The organism is Anaeromicrobium sp., from assembly GCF_025210435.1.
Classification (GTDB): domain Bacteria; phylum Bacillota; class Clostridia; order Peptostreptococcales; family Thermotaleaceae; genus Anaeromicrobium.
On sequence record NZ_JAOART010000087.1, the window covers coordinates 24,662 to 41,811 of the forward strand.

The 17,150-nt window shown below is 31.5% G+C and carries 21 protein-coding genes; 20 read left to right on the forward strand and 1 reads right to left on the reverse strand.

All coding sequences use genetic code 11. The annotated features are described in order from the left end of the window. Nucleotides 1-63: 63 nt before the first annotated feature. The 6 genes from N4A57_RS10535 to N4A57_RS10560 all read left to right on the forward strand — a co-directional run bounded on the left by N4A57_RS10535 (nucleotide 64) and on the right by N4A57_RS10560 (nucleotide 5,110). The gene (locus tag N4A57_RS10535; RefSeq protein WP_293657954.1) at nucleotides 64-576 is read left to right on the forward strand and encodes a DUF2953 domain-containing protein; all 513 of its coding nucleotides are present in this window, start codon (nucleotides 64-66) and stop codon (nucleotides 574-576) included. A 4-nt stretch (nucleotides 577-580) separates the two neighbouring features. Further along, nucleotides 581-1,045 (forward strand): GerW family sporulation protein, encoded by a 465-nt coding sequence (ytfJ, locus tag N4A57_RS10540; RefSeq protein ID WP_293657955.1) that lies wholly within the window; start codon nucleotides 581-583, stop codon nucleotides 1,043-1,045. Nucleotides 1,046-1,126: 81 nt separating this feature from the next. Then, nucleotides 1,127-1,537: a MazG nucleotide pyrophosphohydrolase domain-containing protein gene (locus N4A57_RS10545; protein ID WP_293657956.1), complete on the forward strand. Its 411-nt coding sequence runs from the start codon at nucleotides 1,127-1,129 to the stop codon at nucleotides 1,535-1,537. A 116-nt stretch (nucleotides 1,538-1,653) separates the two neighbouring features. Further along, nucleotides 1,654-2,805 carry a D-alanyl-D-alanine carboxypeptidase family protein gene (locus tag N4A57_RS10550; RefSeq protein WP_293657957.1) on the forward strand — a complete coding sequence of 384 codons (1,152 nt, stop codon included), beginning with the start codon at nucleotides 1,654-1,656 and terminating at the stop codon, nucleotides 2,803-2,805. A 69-nt stretch (nucleotides 2,806-2,874) separates the two neighbouring features. After that, nucleotides 2,875-3,837 carry a sulfide/dihydroorotate dehydrogenase-like FAD/NAD-binding protein gene (locus tag N4A57_RS10555; protein ID WP_293657958.1) on the forward strand — a complete coding sequence of 321 codons (963 nt, stop codon included), beginning with the start codon at nucleotides 2,875-2,877 and terminating at the stop codon, nucleotides 3,835-3,837. Next, nucleotides 3,830-5,110, forward strand: coding sequence for an FAD-dependent oxidoreductase (locus tag N4A57_RS10560; RefSeq protein ID WP_293657959.1), 1,281 nt, complete (start codon nucleotides 3,830-3,832; stop codon nucleotides 5,108-5,110). Before N4A57_RS10555 ends, N4A57_RS10560 begins: the two co-directional genes overlap by 8 nt. A gap of 46 nt (nucleotides 5,111-5,156) precedes the next feature. Here the strand turns inward: N4A57_RS10560 and N4A57_RS10565 are convergent, their stop codons facing one another. Beyond that, entirely contained in the window at nucleotides 5,157-5,321 is a 165-nt protein-coding gene (locus N4A57_RS10565; RefSeq protein WP_293657960.1) for a hypothetical protein, read from the reverse strand. Nucleotides 5,322-5,488: 167 nt separating this feature from the next. Here N4A57_RS10565 and N4A57_RS10570 point away from each other — a divergent pair, with 167 nt between their 5' ends. The 14 genes from N4A57_RS10570 (at nucleotide 5,489) to N4A57_RS10635 (ending at nucleotide 17,120) form a co-directional block, all read left to right on the forward strand. Continuing rightward, the gene (locus N4A57_RS10570; protein ID WP_293657961.1) at nucleotides 5,489-6,196 is read left to right on the forward strand and encodes a M48 family metallopeptidase; all 708 of its coding nucleotides are present in this window, start codon (nucleotides 5,489-5,491) and stop codon (nucleotides 6,194-6,196) included. A gap of 11 nt (nucleotides 6,197-6,207) precedes the next feature. Further along, nucleotides 6,208-6,918, forward strand: coding sequence for a pseudouridine synthase (locus N4A57_RS10575; protein WP_293657962.1), 711 nt, complete (start codon nucleotides 6,208-6,210; stop codon nucleotides 6,916-6,918). 2 nt (nucleotides 6,919-6,920) lie between these two features. Continuing rightward, on the forward strand, nucleotides 6,921-7,319 hold the full coding sequence (locus tag N4A57_RS10580; protein WP_293657963.1) for a hypothetical protein: 399 nt from the start codon (nucleotides 6,921-6,923) through the stop codon (nucleotides 7,317-7,319). Continuing rightward, complete coding sequence (locus tag N4A57_RS10585) at nucleotides 7,309-7,878, forward strand: tRNA (mnm(5)s(2)U34)-methyltransferase (protein ID WP_293657964.1); 570 nt, start codon at nucleotides 7,309-7,311, stop codon at nucleotides 7,876-7,878. The genes N4A57_RS10580 and N4A57_RS10585 overlap by 11 nt, the downstream gene beginning before the upstream one ends. A gap of 19 nt (nucleotides 7,879-7,897) precedes the next feature. Beyond that, nucleotides 7,898-8,659 carry a 5'/3'-nucleotidase SurE gene (gene surE / locus N4A57_RS10590; RefSeq protein ID WP_293657965.1) on the forward strand — a complete coding sequence of 254 codons (762 nt, stop codon included), beginning with the start codon at nucleotides 7,898-7,900 and terminating at the stop codon, nucleotides 8,657-8,659. 145 nt (nucleotides 8,660-8,804) lie between these two features. Then, nucleotides 8,805-9,026 carry an indolepyruvate ferredoxin oxidoreductase subunit alpha gene (locus N4A57_RS10595; RefSeq protein ID WP_293657966.1) on the forward strand — a complete coding sequence of 74 codons (222 nt, stop codon included), beginning with the start codon at nucleotides 8,805-8,807 and terminating at the stop codon, nucleotides 9,024-9,026. Then, complete coding sequence (locus N4A57_RS10600) at nucleotides 9,016-10,155, forward strand: 2-oxoacid:acceptor oxidoreductase subunit alpha (protein ID WP_293657967.1); 1,140 nt, start codon at nucleotides 9,016-9,018, stop codon at nucleotides 10,153-10,155. Before N4A57_RS10595 ends, N4A57_RS10600 begins: the two co-directional genes overlap by 11 nt. Continuing rightward, nucleotides 10,155-10,976, forward strand: coding sequence for a 2-oxoacid:ferredoxin oxidoreductase subunit beta (locus tag N4A57_RS10605; protein ID WP_293657968.1), 822 nt, complete (start codon nucleotides 10,155-10,157; stop codon nucleotides 10,974-10,976). The genes N4A57_RS10600 and N4A57_RS10605 overlap by 1 nt, the downstream gene beginning before the upstream one ends. A 1-nt stretch (nucleotide 10,977) precedes the next feature. Beyond that, nucleotides 10,978-11,517 (forward strand): 2-oxoacid:acceptor oxidoreductase family protein, encoded by a 540-nt coding sequence (locus tag N4A57_RS10610; RefSeq protein ID WP_293657969.1) that lies wholly within the window; start codon nucleotides 10,978-10,980, stop codon nucleotides 11,515-11,517. Between the two features lie 19 nt (nucleotides 11,518-11,536). Continuing rightward, nucleotides 11,537-12,415: a MurR/RpiR family transcriptional regulator gene (locus N4A57_RS10615; RefSeq protein ID WP_293657970.1), complete on the forward strand. Its 879-nt coding sequence runs from the start codon at nucleotides 11,537-11,539 to the stop codon at nucleotides 12,413-12,415. Between the two features lie 184 nt (nucleotides 12,416-12,599). Continuing rightward, complete coding sequence (locus tag N4A57_RS10620) at nucleotides 12,600-13,214, forward strand: histidine phosphatase family protein (RefSeq protein ID WP_293657971.1); 615 nt, start codon at nucleotides 12,600-12,602, stop codon at nucleotides 13,212-13,214. Nucleotides 13,215-13,229: 15 nt separating this feature from the next. Further along, nucleotides 13,230-14,456: an NAD(P)/FAD-dependent oxidoreductase gene (locus tag N4A57_RS10625; protein WP_293657972.1), complete on the forward strand. Its 1,227-nt coding sequence runs from the start codon at nucleotides 13,230-13,232 to the stop codon at nucleotides 14,454-14,456. Nucleotides 14,457-14,484: 28 nt separating this feature from the next. Beyond that, nucleotides 14,485-15,132, forward strand: a complete 648-nt coding sequence (gene cmk / locus N4A57_RS10630) for a (d)CMP kinase (RefSeq protein WP_293657973.1) — start codon at nucleotides 14,485-14,487, stop codon at nucleotides 15,130-15,132. A gap of 74 nt (nucleotides 15,133-15,206) precedes the next feature. Continuing rightward, the gene (locus tag N4A57_RS10635; protein WP_293657974.1) at nucleotides 15,207-17,120 is read left to right on the forward strand and encodes a bifunctional 4-hydroxy-3-methylbut-2-enyl diphosphate reductase/30S ribosomal protein S1; all 1,914 of its coding nucleotides are present in this window, start codon (nucleotides 15,207-15,209) and stop codon (nucleotides 17,118-17,120) included. Nucleotides 17,121-17,150: the final 30 nt, after the last annotated feature.

The window sequence follows — 17,150 nt, forward strand, 5'->3', positions numbered from 1 at the left end:
GAGTAATTATTAAAAAAATGGAAAAAATATACTAGAATAATAACTTTGTATGGAGGTGACTAGTTGATATATTTTCTATTAATAGGAAGTGTATTTATATTTTCCATAATAATCATGTTTATACCAATAAGAGTTATGATAATTTTAAAAAATAATACATATGATTTTGACTTAACTGTTAAGGCCCCATTTAAAAGGATAGAGAAAAGTTTAGACATAAGGGAAGAGATGGCTAATAGGTATAAAGAAAAGGGAAAGACTAAAAATGAAGTGGAATTAGAAAATATGTTTTACGTATTAAAATATATTTTGAAAAAAGCAAGTCTTGATAATTTTGTATGGGAAACCCAATTAGGGACAGGAAATGGAGCATGGACAGCTATTTTTTCAGGAATAATTATTGTAATTAAGGAAAACATAAAAATATTAATAAAAAGGAATATAGGTTATAAGAGCTTAATATTTTCAACTACTCCCTCCTATACAAAGATAAGTATAGATAACTCATTAGAATGTACTATAAAAATTAAAATTATATACATTATTATGGCAAGTATAAAATTAAAAAGGAAGTGAAAAGATGGCACAATATCCCATTGAAGCTTTAATGCAAACTACTATGGAGAGCTTAAAAGAAATGATAGATGTAAATACCATAGTAGGTGACCCTGTTGAAACGCCAAGTGGTACTATTGTAATACCCATATCAAAGGTATCCTTTGGATTCGTATCAGGAGGAGCTGAATATGAAAAAACAAGTAAGAATAAGGAAGAAAATAATAGGGAAGATCAAGAAGAAGACAATTCCCAAGAGGAAGACAAAAAGGATAAACTTCCATTTGGTGGAGGTTCAGGAGCAGGAGTCTCTGTACAACCAGTGGCATTTATGATAGTTTCTAATAATGAAATGAAATTAATGCCAGTAGACCAAAATGCTAGTATATTGGATAATGTTATGAATTTTATGCCAAAATTTTTAGATAAAATTCAAGATATGGTAAAAAAGGATGATAAAAAGGAAGAAGAAAATGACATTATTCTGTAAGGGATATTCCCCTACAGAATATTTTTTTCATATGCCTAAATATGATATATTATATTTATGAGTACATGAGGGGGAATATAAGTGGAAATTAAAGAAGCTATTGATTTGATATGGAAAAATAGGAAGTATACTACGGATGACCCTAAAAAGGCCATAAGTCACTTAAATGAAGAAGTGGCAGAGTCTATGAAAGCTTTAATTAAAGGAGATATTAACAAAGCTAAAAGGGAATTAGAAGATGCGTTATCCTGTTTATTTATTGCTTTAAAGGTTATGGATGTGGATGTGGAGAAAGCTATTACAAATCAAATAAGGCAAATGAACTCAAGAAATAAAAAGGTGATGATTTTTAGAAAGGATAAGGTAGAGATTTTAGTAGACAATAATGTAAAAGGCGGATGGTATGTTTGGAGTGAGGAAGATTTAAAGGAAGCTGAAAAAATTGCTAAGGAATTTGGTTGTGAAATTATATATGAAAATAAATCTTTTTAGCTATAAATAATTGATTACTATAGAAAAAATTGGACAAAATGAATACTTTTATAAACTTATATTTTCATCTTCAAGGGTAGATAATAATATTAATATTACCTTTTGGAGTGATAAATATGAAGGAGACAAATTTAATATTAAGGTTTTTAAGATTAAAGAAATATGCACTGTTGACAGTGTGTTTTTTAGTGCTGATGGGAACTAGATCCTTTGGATTAGAAATACCCTTATCTGCCAGTAGTGCCATATTAATGGACCGATCCACAGGAAGAGTATTATATGCAAGGAACATTAATAGTAAAATGCCTATGGCTAGTACTACAAAAATAATGACTGCACTTTTAGCCATAAAAAAGGGAGACTTAGATAGTTATGTGAAAGTTCCTACAGAAGCAGTTGGAGTAGAGGGCTCATCAATTTACCTTCAGTATGGTGAAAAAATCCTACTAAGGGATCTAGTGTATGGTTTAATGTTAAGATCAGGAAATGATTCAGCTGTTGCAATTGCCCACCATGTTGGAAAATCTGTAGAAGAATTTGTAGATATGATGAATGAAGAAGCAAAGAGATTAGGTGCTAATAATACTAACTTTATGAATCCTAATGGCCTTCATCATGATAAACATTATACTACAGCTTATGATTTAGCTTTAATAACACGAGAAGCTTTAAGAAATCAGGCCTTTAGGGAAGTGACTAAGACTAAATTATGGGTGGCCAAAAGGGAAGGTCATAAATATTTCTATAATAAGAATAAGACACTAAGTCAATACAAGGACGGAGACGGAGTAAAAACAGGATATACAAGGGCAGCAGGAAGGTGTTTAGTAACTTCGGCTACCAGAAATGATATGCAATTAATTGCAGTAGTTTTAAATGATCCAAATTGGTTTAATGATTGTTTTAAAATGTTGGATTTTGGTTTTGATAATTATAAATCAACTAAAGTTTTTGGAAAGGATGAAATAACTAAAAAAGTTACTGTTTATGGTGGAGAAAAAAAGTATACTAACTTAGTATACAAGGATGATATAATAGTACCTTTAAAAGAAGGAGAAGAAAAACTAATTAAAACTATAATTGAAATTGATGAAAATATACAAGCTCCTATTAAAAGAAGGCAATCATTAGGAAAAGCCAATGTATATTTAAAGGATAAATTATTAGGTACTACAGATATAATAAGTAGAGAAGATATAGAAGTAGAAAAAATACAAAGAAAAATTACAAAATATCTTAAAGAAAAAATAATAAGCCTAAATTTGTAACAAAATAGAGTGAAAAAAAATACCCTATATTTATAAGGGTATTTTTTTTATTGGATAGGAGGGGAAATGGTGGTTATAAAAAATTATGATTGCGTAGATGCAGGTGGTGAGTACTGTCCATGTTATCTAGCAGAAGTAGGTGAATGTATACTATGCTCCCATCTTCAAAACAAGAAAATCTGCGAGTGTATTTGGACTGGCCAATGTATATATCAAAACTATATTTGGAATCATAATAAAAGAAAAAATGAGAGAAAGGATTTTCAAGCTCAAGTATTAGATAAGAAAAACATTATGGAAGATATTTTTTTGTTAAAGATTAAACTAGATAAAAAAATTGTTAAAGATCTCAAGCACCCAGGGTCCTATTTAATGTTGAAACCTAAGGATAGTCCAGAATACTTTAGTGCGCCCATGTCTATCATGGATACAGATGAAAATGAGTCCTGCATATATACATTAATAGAAATACTAGGTTCTAAAAGTAAGACTTTGAGTAATATAGAGGAGAATATAATAGTTAGAGGACCTTATTTTAATGGATTAATAGGACTTAAGAAATTAAAAAAGGCTAAGGCAAATAAAATACTAGTAGTAGGTAGAGGGGCTGGCATAGCACCTGCTATAAATACTATAAAGTATTTGATAAGGAATCACAACAAGATTACCTTTATAGTTGATTATGGAAGAAGAAAAGAAGAGTATATGGAAGAATATATAAAAAATTTAAATTGTACTATAAAAAAAATGAATCTAAAGGATGAGAAAGAAATGGATATGTTAAGAGATATGGCAAAGGAAGGATATGATATATTATATTCTTCTGGGTCGGATAACTTTAGTAGAAGAATGTATCCTATAGCAAGAAAACATAAAATGGACTTTGTAATATTAAATAATTCTAAAATATGTTGTGGAGAAGGAATTTGTGGATCTTGTACTAGTAAAGATGTACATGGGAATTTAGTAAAAATGTGCAAGACACAGGTAAAACCTCAGGAAATAATGAAAAGGGGGATGCCATATGAGTAAGGTCGTCATAATTGGAGGTGGATGGGCAGGTGTAGCTGCAGCCATAAGTGCTAAAAAAGCAGGAGCTGAAGTAACTATAATAGAAAGAACAGATATGCTATTAGGCCTTGGTAATGTGGGCGGAATAATGAGAAATAATGGTAGATATACGGCAGCAGAAGAAAATATATTACTTGGTAATAGGGAATTATTTGAAATAACAGATCGGGTATCAACACATAAAAAACTTGATTTTCCAGGACATAAACATGCAAATCTGTATGATGTATCAAAGGTAGAGCCAGAAGTGAAAAAACTTTTAAAAGAAATGGATATAGAAATAAAGTTAAGAAGTAGGGCTATTAATGTAGAAATGAACGAAAATAAAATTACAGGAATAATACTCCAAAATGATGAAACTATATATGGAAATGCATTCATAGAAACTACAGGAAGTGCTGGGGGGATGGGAAATTGTAGTAAATATGGTAATGGATGTGCCATGTGCATATTAAGATGTCCCACCTTTGGACCAAGGGTGAGTATTAGTGCAAAGACTGGAAATGAAGATCAAATGGGAGAACGAAATGATGGGACTTGTGGAGCTTTTAGTGGATCCTGTAAATTGAATAAGGAATCTTTAAGTGATGAAGTAAGAAAAGAATTAGATGAAAAGGGAGTAGTTGTACTACCTATTAATGAAGATGATATAAATATGAATAAATTAGATATTAAAGTTTGTCAGCAATATGCCTTAAAGGAATATGCTCAAAATGTAATATTATTAGATACAGGCCATGCAAAATTAATGACACCCTATTATCCATTGGATAAACTTAGAAAGATAAAGGGCCTTGAAAATGCCAGATATGAAGATCCATACTCAGGAGGTATGGGAAATTCCATTAGGTATTTATCCATAGCTAAGAGGGACAATTTTATGAGAGTTTTAAATGTGGATAATTTGTTATGCGCAGGAGAAAAAGCAGGTTTGTTTGTGGGCCACACAGAGGCCATAAGTACAGGGGCATTAGCAGGACATAATAGTGTACGACTAATTTGTGGTCTACCCCTATTAAAGCTACCTACAAACATTGCATTAGGAGATATAATATCCTATGAAAATCACATGAGAAATTCTGTCAACGGTCTTAGAAAGAGATATACCTTTGCTGGGTCCATATACCTTGAAAGGATGAAAATGTTAGGCTTATACATTTTGAATAAAGATATGTTAAAGAATAAAATAGAAAAATTAGGATTATTAAATATATATGATGAGAAGATAATGTAAATAAAATTTAGGCTATCACCCTATGGTGGTAGCCCTATTTATGAACCTATTTCAAATCATTACCTGCTTTTTGCCTATCTAAAAGAGCATTAATTTCCTTGGAATCAACAACATGCTCTGCAGTGAAACTTATACCAGATCCAACATTTTGTCTATGGTTAGTAGTAGGAATTTTCTTTCCAACAATTCCTTTTCTTGATTTTTGAGTCACAATAATCCTCCTCCTTCTATGAATTACAGTATTAGTATGTGTCAGGTACATAAAATAATTCATTGAAGATAAATATAGAAATTAAGCTAAAGAACTGTGACATTTGAAAAAAAATTGTGGTAATATATAATTTTAAAGACTATCATTAGAAGAGGGAAGAAAAAAAGATGGAAATAGGCCATAAGGGACAAACTATAAAGTTTAATATAGAATATAAAAAAAGAAAGAAGATTAAGATACACATTGACCAGGGACGAAGAATAACTGTACTAGCCCCAAAGGGAACTAAGGAAGAACACATAATAGAGTTGGTTAAGTCTAAGACTACCTTAATATTAGAAAAATTAAAATCAATGGAGAAAGAAACTAAGGACATTGTGGAAAATAAGTATGAGGATGGAGATAAGCTATTATATTTAGGGAAATACTATGTAATGAATGTAATTAGGGACAACAACATAGAAAAAAATATGATAGACTTTAACAATGGACAATTTACAATTATCCTAAAAGAATATGATAAGGATATTATTAAAAAGCTCATTAAGAGATTCTATAAAAAACAATGTAAAAAAGTTATCTTAAAGAGGATTAATCACTATGATAACTATTTTCACAAAAAGATAAGAAATATTGAAATAATAGAATCTAAAAATAAGTGGGGAAGTTGTAACTCAAATAAGAAATTAGATTTTAATTGGAGACTTATTATGGCTCCAATAGAGATAATAGATTATGTAGTAGTTCACGAAATGTGTCATTTAGATCACATGAATCATTTAAAATCCTTTTGGAGGTTACTAGGGAAAATAATTCCTGATTACAAAAGAAGAAGTGAGTGGCTACAATACTATGGAAATAGCTTAAATATATAAGGAGTGTTTATATGAAATTACAAAAGTATATGGCCCATTGTGGGGTTGCGTCTAGAAGAAAATCAGAGGAAATGATAAAAGAAGGTAAGGTTGTGGTAAATGGTGAAGTAATAGATTTTATGGGAAAAGTAATAGACCCAGATAGAGATGTGGTTAAAGTAAATGGAAGAAGGATAAAACCTGAATCCATTAAAAAATATATATTACTATATAAACCTGAAGGATACGTATGTACCTTATCAGATGAAAAGGACAGAAAAACTGTTATTGATTTAGTGAAGGATGTAAAGGAAAGAGTGTATCCTGTGGGAAGACTGGATTATAATACTTCTGGTCTTTTAATAATGACTAATGATGGGGACTTAGCATATAAGCTTACCCATCCTAAACATGAAATTAAAAAGACATACATGGCTAAAGTAAGGGGGCATGTTGGGGAAGATAAATTAGAAAAACTAAGAAATGGTGTTCAAATAGAAGGTTACAAAACTAGTCCAGCCATAGTTAGAAGGGTAAAAGAAAATCAGGGAACTAGTGTGATAGAAATAAGTATACATGAAGGAAAAAATAGACAAGTTAGAAAGATGTTTGATAATATAGGCCATTCTGTAGTGAAGCTTCAAAGGGTTAGCATTGGAAGAATTAACTTGGAAAACTTAGAAAAGGGAAAATGGAGACTTTTAACTAACAAAGAAGTTAATTATTTAAGAGAGGGAAGATAAATATGTTAGAGATGTATTTAGAAAAGGACCCTAGTATTATAAGTGGATTTCTAAATAAGGAATTAAACAATAAAAGTGAATTTGTAATATTAAAGGAAAAAAATGAAATTCTAGGAATTTTAGAATTTCTTCAAATAAATCCACTGGTGGCAGAAATAAAAGAAATAAAAATAATGAATGAAGAGTTTAGCATGAAAGATGGTCTTATAAGGGCGGCCTTAAATTTTATGTTTAATAGGGGGATTTTCTTTGCTATAGATAAGGAAAATAATTTAGAACCTTATGGCTCTGAAAAGGACAGTAAGGATTTAATTTTAAAGGAATTTAGGGATTATTACTCTCTAGATTTGAATAAATGGATAAATAGTAGTTGTTGTAAAGGTGGATGTAATGGAAAATAGAAGCTTAACTAAAATAACCAATATTGCCTGGTCCATGGTGGAAAATTGTCTATATGAAGGGTGTGTAACTTTAGATGGAACTATGGGAAATGGAAATGATACTGTTTTTTTAAGGGAAAAGATAGGCAACACGGGAAAGGTATATAGTTTTGATATACAAGATCTAGCTATTGAAAATACAAGAAAAAAACTAGAAGAAAAAAATTTCATTTCTAATGTGGAATTGATTAAAGATGGACATGAGAATTTAGATAAATATATAAAAGAGGAAATAGATGGAGCTATATATAATTTAGGTTTTTTACCTAAGGGAGATAAAAGCATAACTACTTTAGGTGAAAATACAGTCATTGCTCTACAAAAGACATTAAATATCCTGAAAAGAAGTGGAATTATGGTCATATCCATATATTATGGCCATGAAAAGGGTCTAGAGGAGAAGGATATGGTATTAGACTATGTACACAATTTAGATAGTAAAAAATATCATGTGATTAAAATGGAGTTTTTTAATCAAAAAAATAATCCTCCAATTTTAGTCGCTATTGAAAGGAAATAAATATAAAAAGGGTGGTTTTATGAAAATATTAATTACTAACGATGATGGAATTGGGGCTGAGGGAATATACAAATTAGCTTGTGAACTGAGTAAAGTAGGTGAAATTTTTATAGGAGCTCCAGATAGGCAAAGAAGTGCCACAGGCCATGGAATAACCATGCATGAGCCCTTAAGAGCTAGAAAAGTTACTTTTTTCGATACGGATTTTGAAGCCTGGTCCATAAGTGGAACACCAGCAGACTGTGTAAAATTATCCATAGAATCTCTAATGGACAAAAGACCTGATATAGTAGTATCTGGTATTAATAACGGACCTAATTTAGGTACAGATGTGTTGTACTCAGGAACTGTCTCTGCTGCCATGGAAGGTGTATTATTAGGAAGTAAAGGAATTGCCATGTCCTTAGCAGGTTTTAAAAACTTAGATTATGCATATGCAGCTGAATTTGCCAGAAAATTAGTAGAGAATTTAAGGGATAAGGACATACCTGAGGATACCCTACTTAATGTTAATATACCTAATTGTAGTGAGGAGAATATAAAAGGAGTAGAGATTACAAATTTGGGTGTAAGAAAATATAAAAGTTCCTATACGGAAAGAATTGATCCTAGAGGAGAAAGATATTTTTGGTTAGAAGGAGAAATAGTGCCTGTGGAAAATGGTGGAGATACGGATATACATGCCATTGAAAACCATGTGGTATCTGTAACACCACTACATTTTGATTTAACTAAAAATTCTTTAATAGATGAAGTTAAAAATTGGAATATTAGTATATGAAATGGAAAAAATATTTAAGTATAAATGAATAATTGTATACAATTAGACAGAATAATTGCAATTTAAATTAACGTGAAATTTAAATTGCAATTACTTGTTTTTTTTGGTAATATAAAACTGGAAAAACAATTTATTAATAAATAGAATGGAGTTGAAAGTAGTGTCACAGGATAAAAAATTAATTATAAAAAAAGAATGGTGTAAGGGTTGTGGAATATGTGTTGAATTTTGTCCTAAAAAAGTTTTAGGTTTAGTAGACGAAAAAATTGAAATCTTAGACCTTGACGCATGTATTAAGTGTGGACTATGTGAGCTAAGATGTCCTGATTATGCTATATATTTAGGAGGTAACGAAGATGAAAAATAGAGTAGTAAAATTAATGCAAGGAAATGAAGCCTGCGTAGAGGGAGCTATAGCTGCTGGAATGACTTTCTATGGTGGTTATCCAATAACACCTTCTACAGAAGTTGCAGAAGGATCAGCAGAAAAGCTTCCTAAAGTTGGTGGAAAGTTTATACAAATGGAAGATGAAATTGCAGGTATGGCAGCTACTATAGGTGCAGCTTTAACTGGAGCTAAAGCTATGACTGCTACAAGTGGACCAGGATTTTCATTAAAGCAAGAAAATATTGGATATGCAGCTATGGCAGAAGCACCATGTGTTATAGTAAACGTTCAAAGACATGGTCCAAGTACAGGACTTCCTACTTCACCATCTCAAGGAGATGTTATGCAAGCTAAGTGGGGAACTCATGGAGATCACCCAGTAATAGCTTTATCACCATCTTCAGTTAAAGAAACATTTGACTTAACAGTTAGATGCTTTAACTTAGCAGAAAAATACAGAACTCCTGTAATACTATTATTAGATGAAATTGTTGGACATATGAGAGAAAAAATTGAAATCCCTAGTGCGGATGACATTGAAATTATAGATAGAAAGAAGCCTACTTGTGCACCAGAAGATTACTTAGCATATGGTGTAGAAGGTGACGAATTAGTTCCAGCTATGGCAGGATTCGGTGATGGATATAGATACCATGTAACAGGACTTGTTCATGATGAAACTGGATTCCCTACAAACAGTACTGAGGTTGCTCAAACATTAATTACAAGATTAATGGACAAGGTTGAGAAAAATATTGACGATATTGTAGAGTATGAAGAATTCATGTTAGAAGATGCAGAACTTGTAGTGTTAGGTTATGGTGGAAATGCAAGAGCTGTAAAGGCTGCTGTAAGAAAAGCTAGAGAAGAAGGTTTAAAAGTTGGTATGTTTAGACCAATTACTATCTGGCCATTCCCAGAAAAGCAAGTTATTGAATTAGCTAATAAAGTTGATAACATTATTGTATCAGAGCTTAACTATGGTCAAATAGCTTTAGAAGTAGAAAGAGTTGTAAAGGGTGCTACTAAAGTTAGTCATATAGGAAAAATCAATGGTGAAATCTTAACTCCAGACGAAATATTAGCAAAAATTAAGGAGGTATTATAATGTCTAGTCAATTAATACAAGATACTTTTAGAATGAATAAATTACCTCATATTTGGTGTCCAGGTTGTGGCCACGGAATCTTAATGCGTGGTATAGCACAAGCAATCCAAAATTTAGGTTTAGATAAAGATAAGGTTTGTGTAGTATCGGGAATCGGATGTTCTTCAAGAGCGCCAGGATACATGGACTTTAACACATTACATACTACTCACGGTAGAGCATTAGCTTTTGCTACAGGAGTTAAACTTGCAAGACCAGAGCTTACTGTAATCGTAATTACAGGAGATGGAGATGCATCTGCAATCGGTGGTAACCACTTAATCCATGCAGCAAGAAGAAACATAGATATTACAACTATCGTATTTAACAACAACATTTATGGAATGACAGGTGGTCAATATTCTCCAGCAACTCCAACAGGAGACCTAGGAACTACTGCACCATACGGAAACATTGACAGACCTTTTGATATATGTAACTTAGGTGCAGCAGCAGGAGCAACTTATGTTGCACGTTCAACTGCATACCATGTTAACCCACTTATTAAGTACATCCAAAAGGGTATTGAAAACAAGGGATTCTCACTAATTGAAGGAATCAGTTCTTGCCCAACTTATTACGGAAGAAAGAATAAAAAAGGTGATTCAGTTAACCTACTTAAGTGGCAAAAAGATCATGCTGTTGATGTGAAGAGAGCAGAAAAGTTAACTGAAGAACAATTAGAAGGTAAATTCTTAATAGGTGAATTTGTAGATACTACTTCACCAGAATATACTGAAGAATATCAAAAAATCATTGATAGATTATCAAAGGAGAGATAATATGTCTAATAAAAAAGAATTAAGATTAACAGGTTCAGGTGGTCAAGGTCTAATCCTTGGAGGAATAATATTAGCAGAGGCTGGAATACTAGAAGGTAAAAATGCTATTCAATCTCAATCATATGGTCCAGAAGCTCGTGGAGGAGCTAGTAAAGCAGAGGTAATCATTAGTAATGACGAAATTGATTTCCCTAAAGTTCAATCTGTAGACATGCTTTTATGCTTAACTCAAATAGCAGCGGACAAATATGCTAAAGAAGTAAATGAGAATACTACTTTAATAGTAGACACAAAGGTAAAACTAGAAGATAATATAAATTGTGGTAAGGTTGTACAATTACCAATTCTTGATACAGCGGCTAATGAAGTTGGTAAAATTGTAGTGGCTAATATAGTTGCATTAGGTGTTATAAACGGAGTATTAGGATTAGTGGAAAAAGAATCTCTAGAAAAAGCAGTGTTAAGCAGAGTTCCAAAGGGAACTGAAGAGCTAAACAAAAAAGCACTATATGAAGGATATAAGCTAGTAGAAAATCTTTAAGAGGAAAGGTATATAAAATATGAAAGAAGAAAAGGTAGATTTAACTAGGATTATACAAAAGAAATTTTCACGATTAAGTAAGGGGCAAAAACTTATTGCACAATACATCATAAATGAATACGATAAGGCAGCTTTTATGACAGCTTCAAAATTAGGAAACAGGGTCGGAGTAAGTGAATCTACTGTAGTAAGATTTGCTAATGCATTAGGATATGATGGGTACCCCCAATTGCAAAAGGAACTCCAAGAACTTGTTAAGACAAAATTAACTACTGTACAGAGACTTGAAATGTCAAAGGATTACAAAGATGGTGGTACAGTATTAAAAAAAGTTTTAAAGGCTGATATGGATAATATACGTCATATGATTGACGAATTAGATGATAAATTATTCCAAGACATAATTGATAAAATTTTAGAAGCAGATAGGGTTTATATAGTTGGTCTTAGAAGTTCTAGCACCTTAGCAGAGTACTTAGGTTTTTATTTAAATCTAGTTCTTGATAATGTACGAGTAGTAAGATTAGGTGTAAGCGACGTATTTGAGCAAATATTAAGAGTTAAAGAGGGAGACTTAGTAATTGGAATTAGTTTTCCTAGATATTCTAAAAGTACATTAAATGCTTTAAATTACACTAAGGAACAGGGAGCTACTATAGTAGGTCTTACGGATAGTAAAGTGTCTCCTATAACGGAAATAGCAGACTATACACTGACGGCAAGAAGTAATATGGCATCTTTTGTAGATTCTTTGGTGGCGCCACTTAGTTTAATCAATGCACTAATAGTTGCACTAGGCATGAAAGAAAGAGATAAAATCTCAACTACCTTTAACAAGCTTGAAAATATTTGGAAAACACAAAATGTATACGACAATAAAGATGGATCTAGTCTATAGATAAAAGAAGCTACAGTGAGAACTGTGGCTTTTTTTTTAAAATCCTTTCAAGTAATAATAATTTTACTAGTAATTTTACCTGCAACCTTAAATTATTATTATTTGAAAGGATAAAATAATGAAAATGATATTTTATGATTATATAATTTAATGTATAATGGTTCTTAGTGTTAGGAGGAATGGCATGACCAAATTAATTATGGTAAGACATGGGGAAACTACATGGAACATAGAACATAGAGCTCAAGGTAGTAAAAACATAGGATTAACAGAGAATGGCTTAAATCAAGCTAAGCTACTTGCACAAAGGCTAAAGCATTATAATATTGATAAAATATATAGTAGTGACCTAGACAGAGCCTTTCATACGGCTGAAATGGTGGCAAAAGAATTAAATCAACAGGTTATAAAAGACAATAGATTAAGAGAAATGAGTTTTGGAAGATGGGAAGGTTTAAGGATTAGTGAAATAAAAGAGAAATATGAAGATGAGTTTATAGTATGGAGAAATAATCCACATAAGGCTTTAATTCCCCAAGCTGAAAAGCTAATAGATGTTCAAAATAGAACACTAGAAATAATTAATCATATTATAAAAGAAAATAAAGGGAAAACTATATTAATAGTATCTCATGGCATATCTATTAAAAGTATGATCTTAGGTATTATGGAAATGCCCTTATCAGACTTTTATAAAATAACTCAAAATAATACATCTATAAATATAATAGAGTATAGGGATTATGGTCCGGTTATTAAAACATTAAATGATACTGCTCACTTAGAAAATATAGAGTAAAGGATGAAGATAAAATTGAGTAAAGTAATTGTTATAGGAGGAGGAGCAGCAGGAATGATTGCAGCTGCCACTTCAGCAAGTAGAGGAAATGAGACCCTATTATTAGAGCAAAATGAAAAATTGGGAAAAAAAATATATATTACAGGAAAAGGTAGATGTAATATAACTAATGCCCAAGATATTGAAGAATTAATAAATAATGTTACTACAAATAAGAACTTTTTGTATAGTGCTTTTTATAGTTATACAAATGATGACATAATAAACCTAATGAATGAACATGGTGTGAAGACTAAAGTGGAAAGGGGTTTTAGAGTATTTCCCCTTTCAGATAAGTCTAGTGATGTAATAAAAGCCCTAGAGAAAAATATGCTAAAATATAAAGTAGATGTGAGATTAGGAACTAAAGTAAAAGAGATTATTGTTAAAGCGAATAAAGTAACGGGAGTAATATTAAGTGACAATAAAAAAATTAATTGTGAAAAAGTAATTATAGCTACAGGTGGATTGTCCTATCCTACCACAGGAGCTACAGGATCTGGATATGATTTTGCTAAGAAGGTTGGACATGATATAGTAAAATTAAAGGCTGCGCTTGTGCCCCTTGAAACGAAAGAAGGATGGACTCGTGAACTTCAAGGACTTTCCCTTAGAAATGTGGAGATGAAATTCTATTATAAAAATAAAGTAGTCTATTCTAATTTTGGAGAAATGCTATTTACCCATTTTGGCATATCTGGCCCCCTAGTTTTAAGTGCTAGTAATTATATAAATGAATACCTAGAAAAGGGAAATATGGCAGTTACTATTAATCTAAAACCAGCCCTTCATAGGGATAAATTAGATAAGAGAATTCAAAGGGATTTTGAAAAATATTCTAATAAACAATTTAAAAATGCATTAAAGGATTTATTACCTACAAAATTAATACCTATAATAATTAAATTATCTAATATAGCAGAAGACAAAACAGTAAATCAAATAACTAAAGAGGAAAGAAAAAATTTATTAGATAATATAACAAAATTACCTATGACCGTTACAAAAACTAGACCTATAAAGGAAGCCATAATAACTTCTGGGGGAATCAATGTGAAAGAAATAGATCCATCTACTATGGAATCTAAGAAGATAGCAGGTCTACATTTTGCAGGAGAAGTTATAGATGTGGAGGCTTTAACGGGAGGATATAACTTACAAATAGCATATTCTACAGGCTATTTGGCAGGAATGAACGTATAAAATTAAATAGAGGAAAGGAATTTTTAGGATGAGAAGGATAACAATAGCATTAGATGGACCAGCGGGAGCAGGAAAGAGTACGGTAGCAAAGAAAATTGCAAAACTGAAAAATTTAGTTTACATAGATACGGGAGCCATGTATAGGGCTGTAACATTAAACTTTTTAAAGAATGAAATTTCTATAGAGAACGAAAAACAGGTAAATGAAGCTTTGAGTAAAATAGATATGGACCTAGACAGTTCTAATGTGTATTTAAATGGAGAATGTGTAAATGAAGAAATAAGAACTCCCCTAGTAACTAAAAATGTTTCAGCAGTGTCGGCCATAGGGAAAGTTCGACAAAAAATGGTAGAACTTCAAAGAAAAATATCAGAGGGTAAAAGTGTAATAATGGATGGTAGAGATATAGGAACCTTTGTTCTTCCAAAGGCTGAGTATAAGTTTTTCTTGACAGCATCCATAGAAGAAAGGGCCCATAGAAGGTATGAAGAGCTTATTAAAAAGGGTTTTGATGTAAATTTAGAAGATATAAAGAAAGATATAGGAAGAAGAGATAAGATTGATAGTGAAAGGGAAATTGCTCCTTTAAAAAAGGCAGAAGATGCCATTGAAATAGATAGTACAAGTAAGAATATAAATGAAGTAATAAAAGAAATATTATCTTTTATAGAATAAAAGATAATATTTAGAAGGAATTTGTAAAAAAGTGTAGAATTTAAATAAAAGTATCCATAGGAGGTATAATAATAGTGAAAATAGAAGTTGCTAAAAATGCAGGCTTTTGTTTTGGCGTTAAAAAAGCTATGAATGAAACTTTGGCTGCTGCAAAAAAATACGATTCCATATATACATATGGACCTCTGATACATAATAATCAAGTTATAGATAAACTTGAAAATGAGGGAATAAAAGCCATAGAAGCCTTAGAAGAAGTTAAAAATTCCACTTTAATTATCAGGTCCCACGGAATCCCTCTTAAGGTATATGAAAGAGCTAAAGACTTACACATAGAAATTATAGATTGCACATGTCCCTTCGTTAGAAAAGTCCAAAAAATAGCTAAAGAATATGGTGAAAAGGGCTATAATGTAGTAATTATAGGTAATTCTAAGCATCCTGAGGTAATAGGTATAAAGGGATGGTGTAAAGGTAATGTATATGTGGTAGAATCTAATAAGGATTTAGATGTTATACCTAATTGTGACAAGATTTGCGTTGTAGCTCAAACTACAATTACCCGTGAGCTTTGGAATAATATAACTAATGAATTAAAAAATAAGACTAATGAGTTAGAAATGTTTAATACCATATGTGCTGCCACAAAAGAAAGGCAAATGCACTGTGCCGAACTAGCTAAAAATGTGGATGCTATGATTGTCATTGGAGGTTATCATAGTTCTAATACTCAAAAGTTATATAAAATAAGTAAAGAGTATTGTAAAAAGTCGTATCATATTGAAACGGCAGATGAATTGCCTATAAAAGATTTAAAAGATTTAAATAGAATAGGAATTACAGCTGGAGCTTCTACTCCAGATTGGATTATTAAGGAGGCTATTGAAAAAATGAGTGATATTCAACAAGAGCAAAATGACATGATGAGCATGATGGAGGAAATCGAAAAGAGTTTAGTCATGCCAAGAAGAGGAACAATAGTTAAAGGAACTGTTGTACAAGTAACAGAGGGTGAAGTGGTTGTAAACATTGGATATAAGTCTGATGGAGTAATACCAAGAAGTGAACTTGCAGGTGATTCTTCTGTGGATCCAAGAACAATTATTAAAGAAGGAGAAGAATTAGAAGTTTGCGTATTAAAATCCGATGACGGAGAAGGTAATGTATTATTATCTAAAAAGAGAGTAGATGCAGAAAAGCATTGGAAAGAAATAGAAAAGATATTTGAAGACAAAGAGACTATAGTAGTTAAGGTTTCACAAGTTGTAAAGGGTGGAGTTATAGCTTTATATAAGGAATTAAGAGGATTCATTCCGGCTTCTCAATTATCTTTAAGATTTGTAAAGGATTTAGATAAATATGTAGGACAAGAATTATCTGTAAAGGTAATTGAATTTAAGTTAGATAAAAAGAAACTAGTATTATCTCATAGAATCATATTAGAAGCCGAAAGAGAAGAGAGAGAAAATAAAGTTTGGGAAAATATTCAAAAGGAGAAGGTGGTACAAGGGACTGTCAAGAGACTTGCTGCCTTTGGAGCCTTTGTAGATATTGGTGGAATTGATGGCTTAGTTCACATTTCAGATATATCTTGGGGAAGAGTAAATGACCCTAAGGATGTATTAAAAGAAGAAGATAAAGTTGAAGTTAAGATATTAGACTTTGATAGAGAAAAGGGAAAAGTATCATTAGGTATTAAGCAACTTTTACCACAGCCATGGGAAGTGGCAGACGAAAAATATGAAGTAGGTGAAGTTGTAGAAGGAAAAGTTGTTAGATTAGTAGATTTTGGAGCTTTTGTGGAAGTTGAGCCAGGACTTGATGGATTAGTACATATTTCACAAATATGTGAAAAACATATATCCAAGGCAGATGAAGTATTAAAAATAGGTGAGACTGTTAAGGCAAAAATACTAGAATTAGATAAAGAAAAGAAGAGAATGAGCTTAAGCATTAAAGATGCACAGGAAACTTCTGTTGAAGAATAATAAAAAAGAATAAGGATTAATCCTTATTCT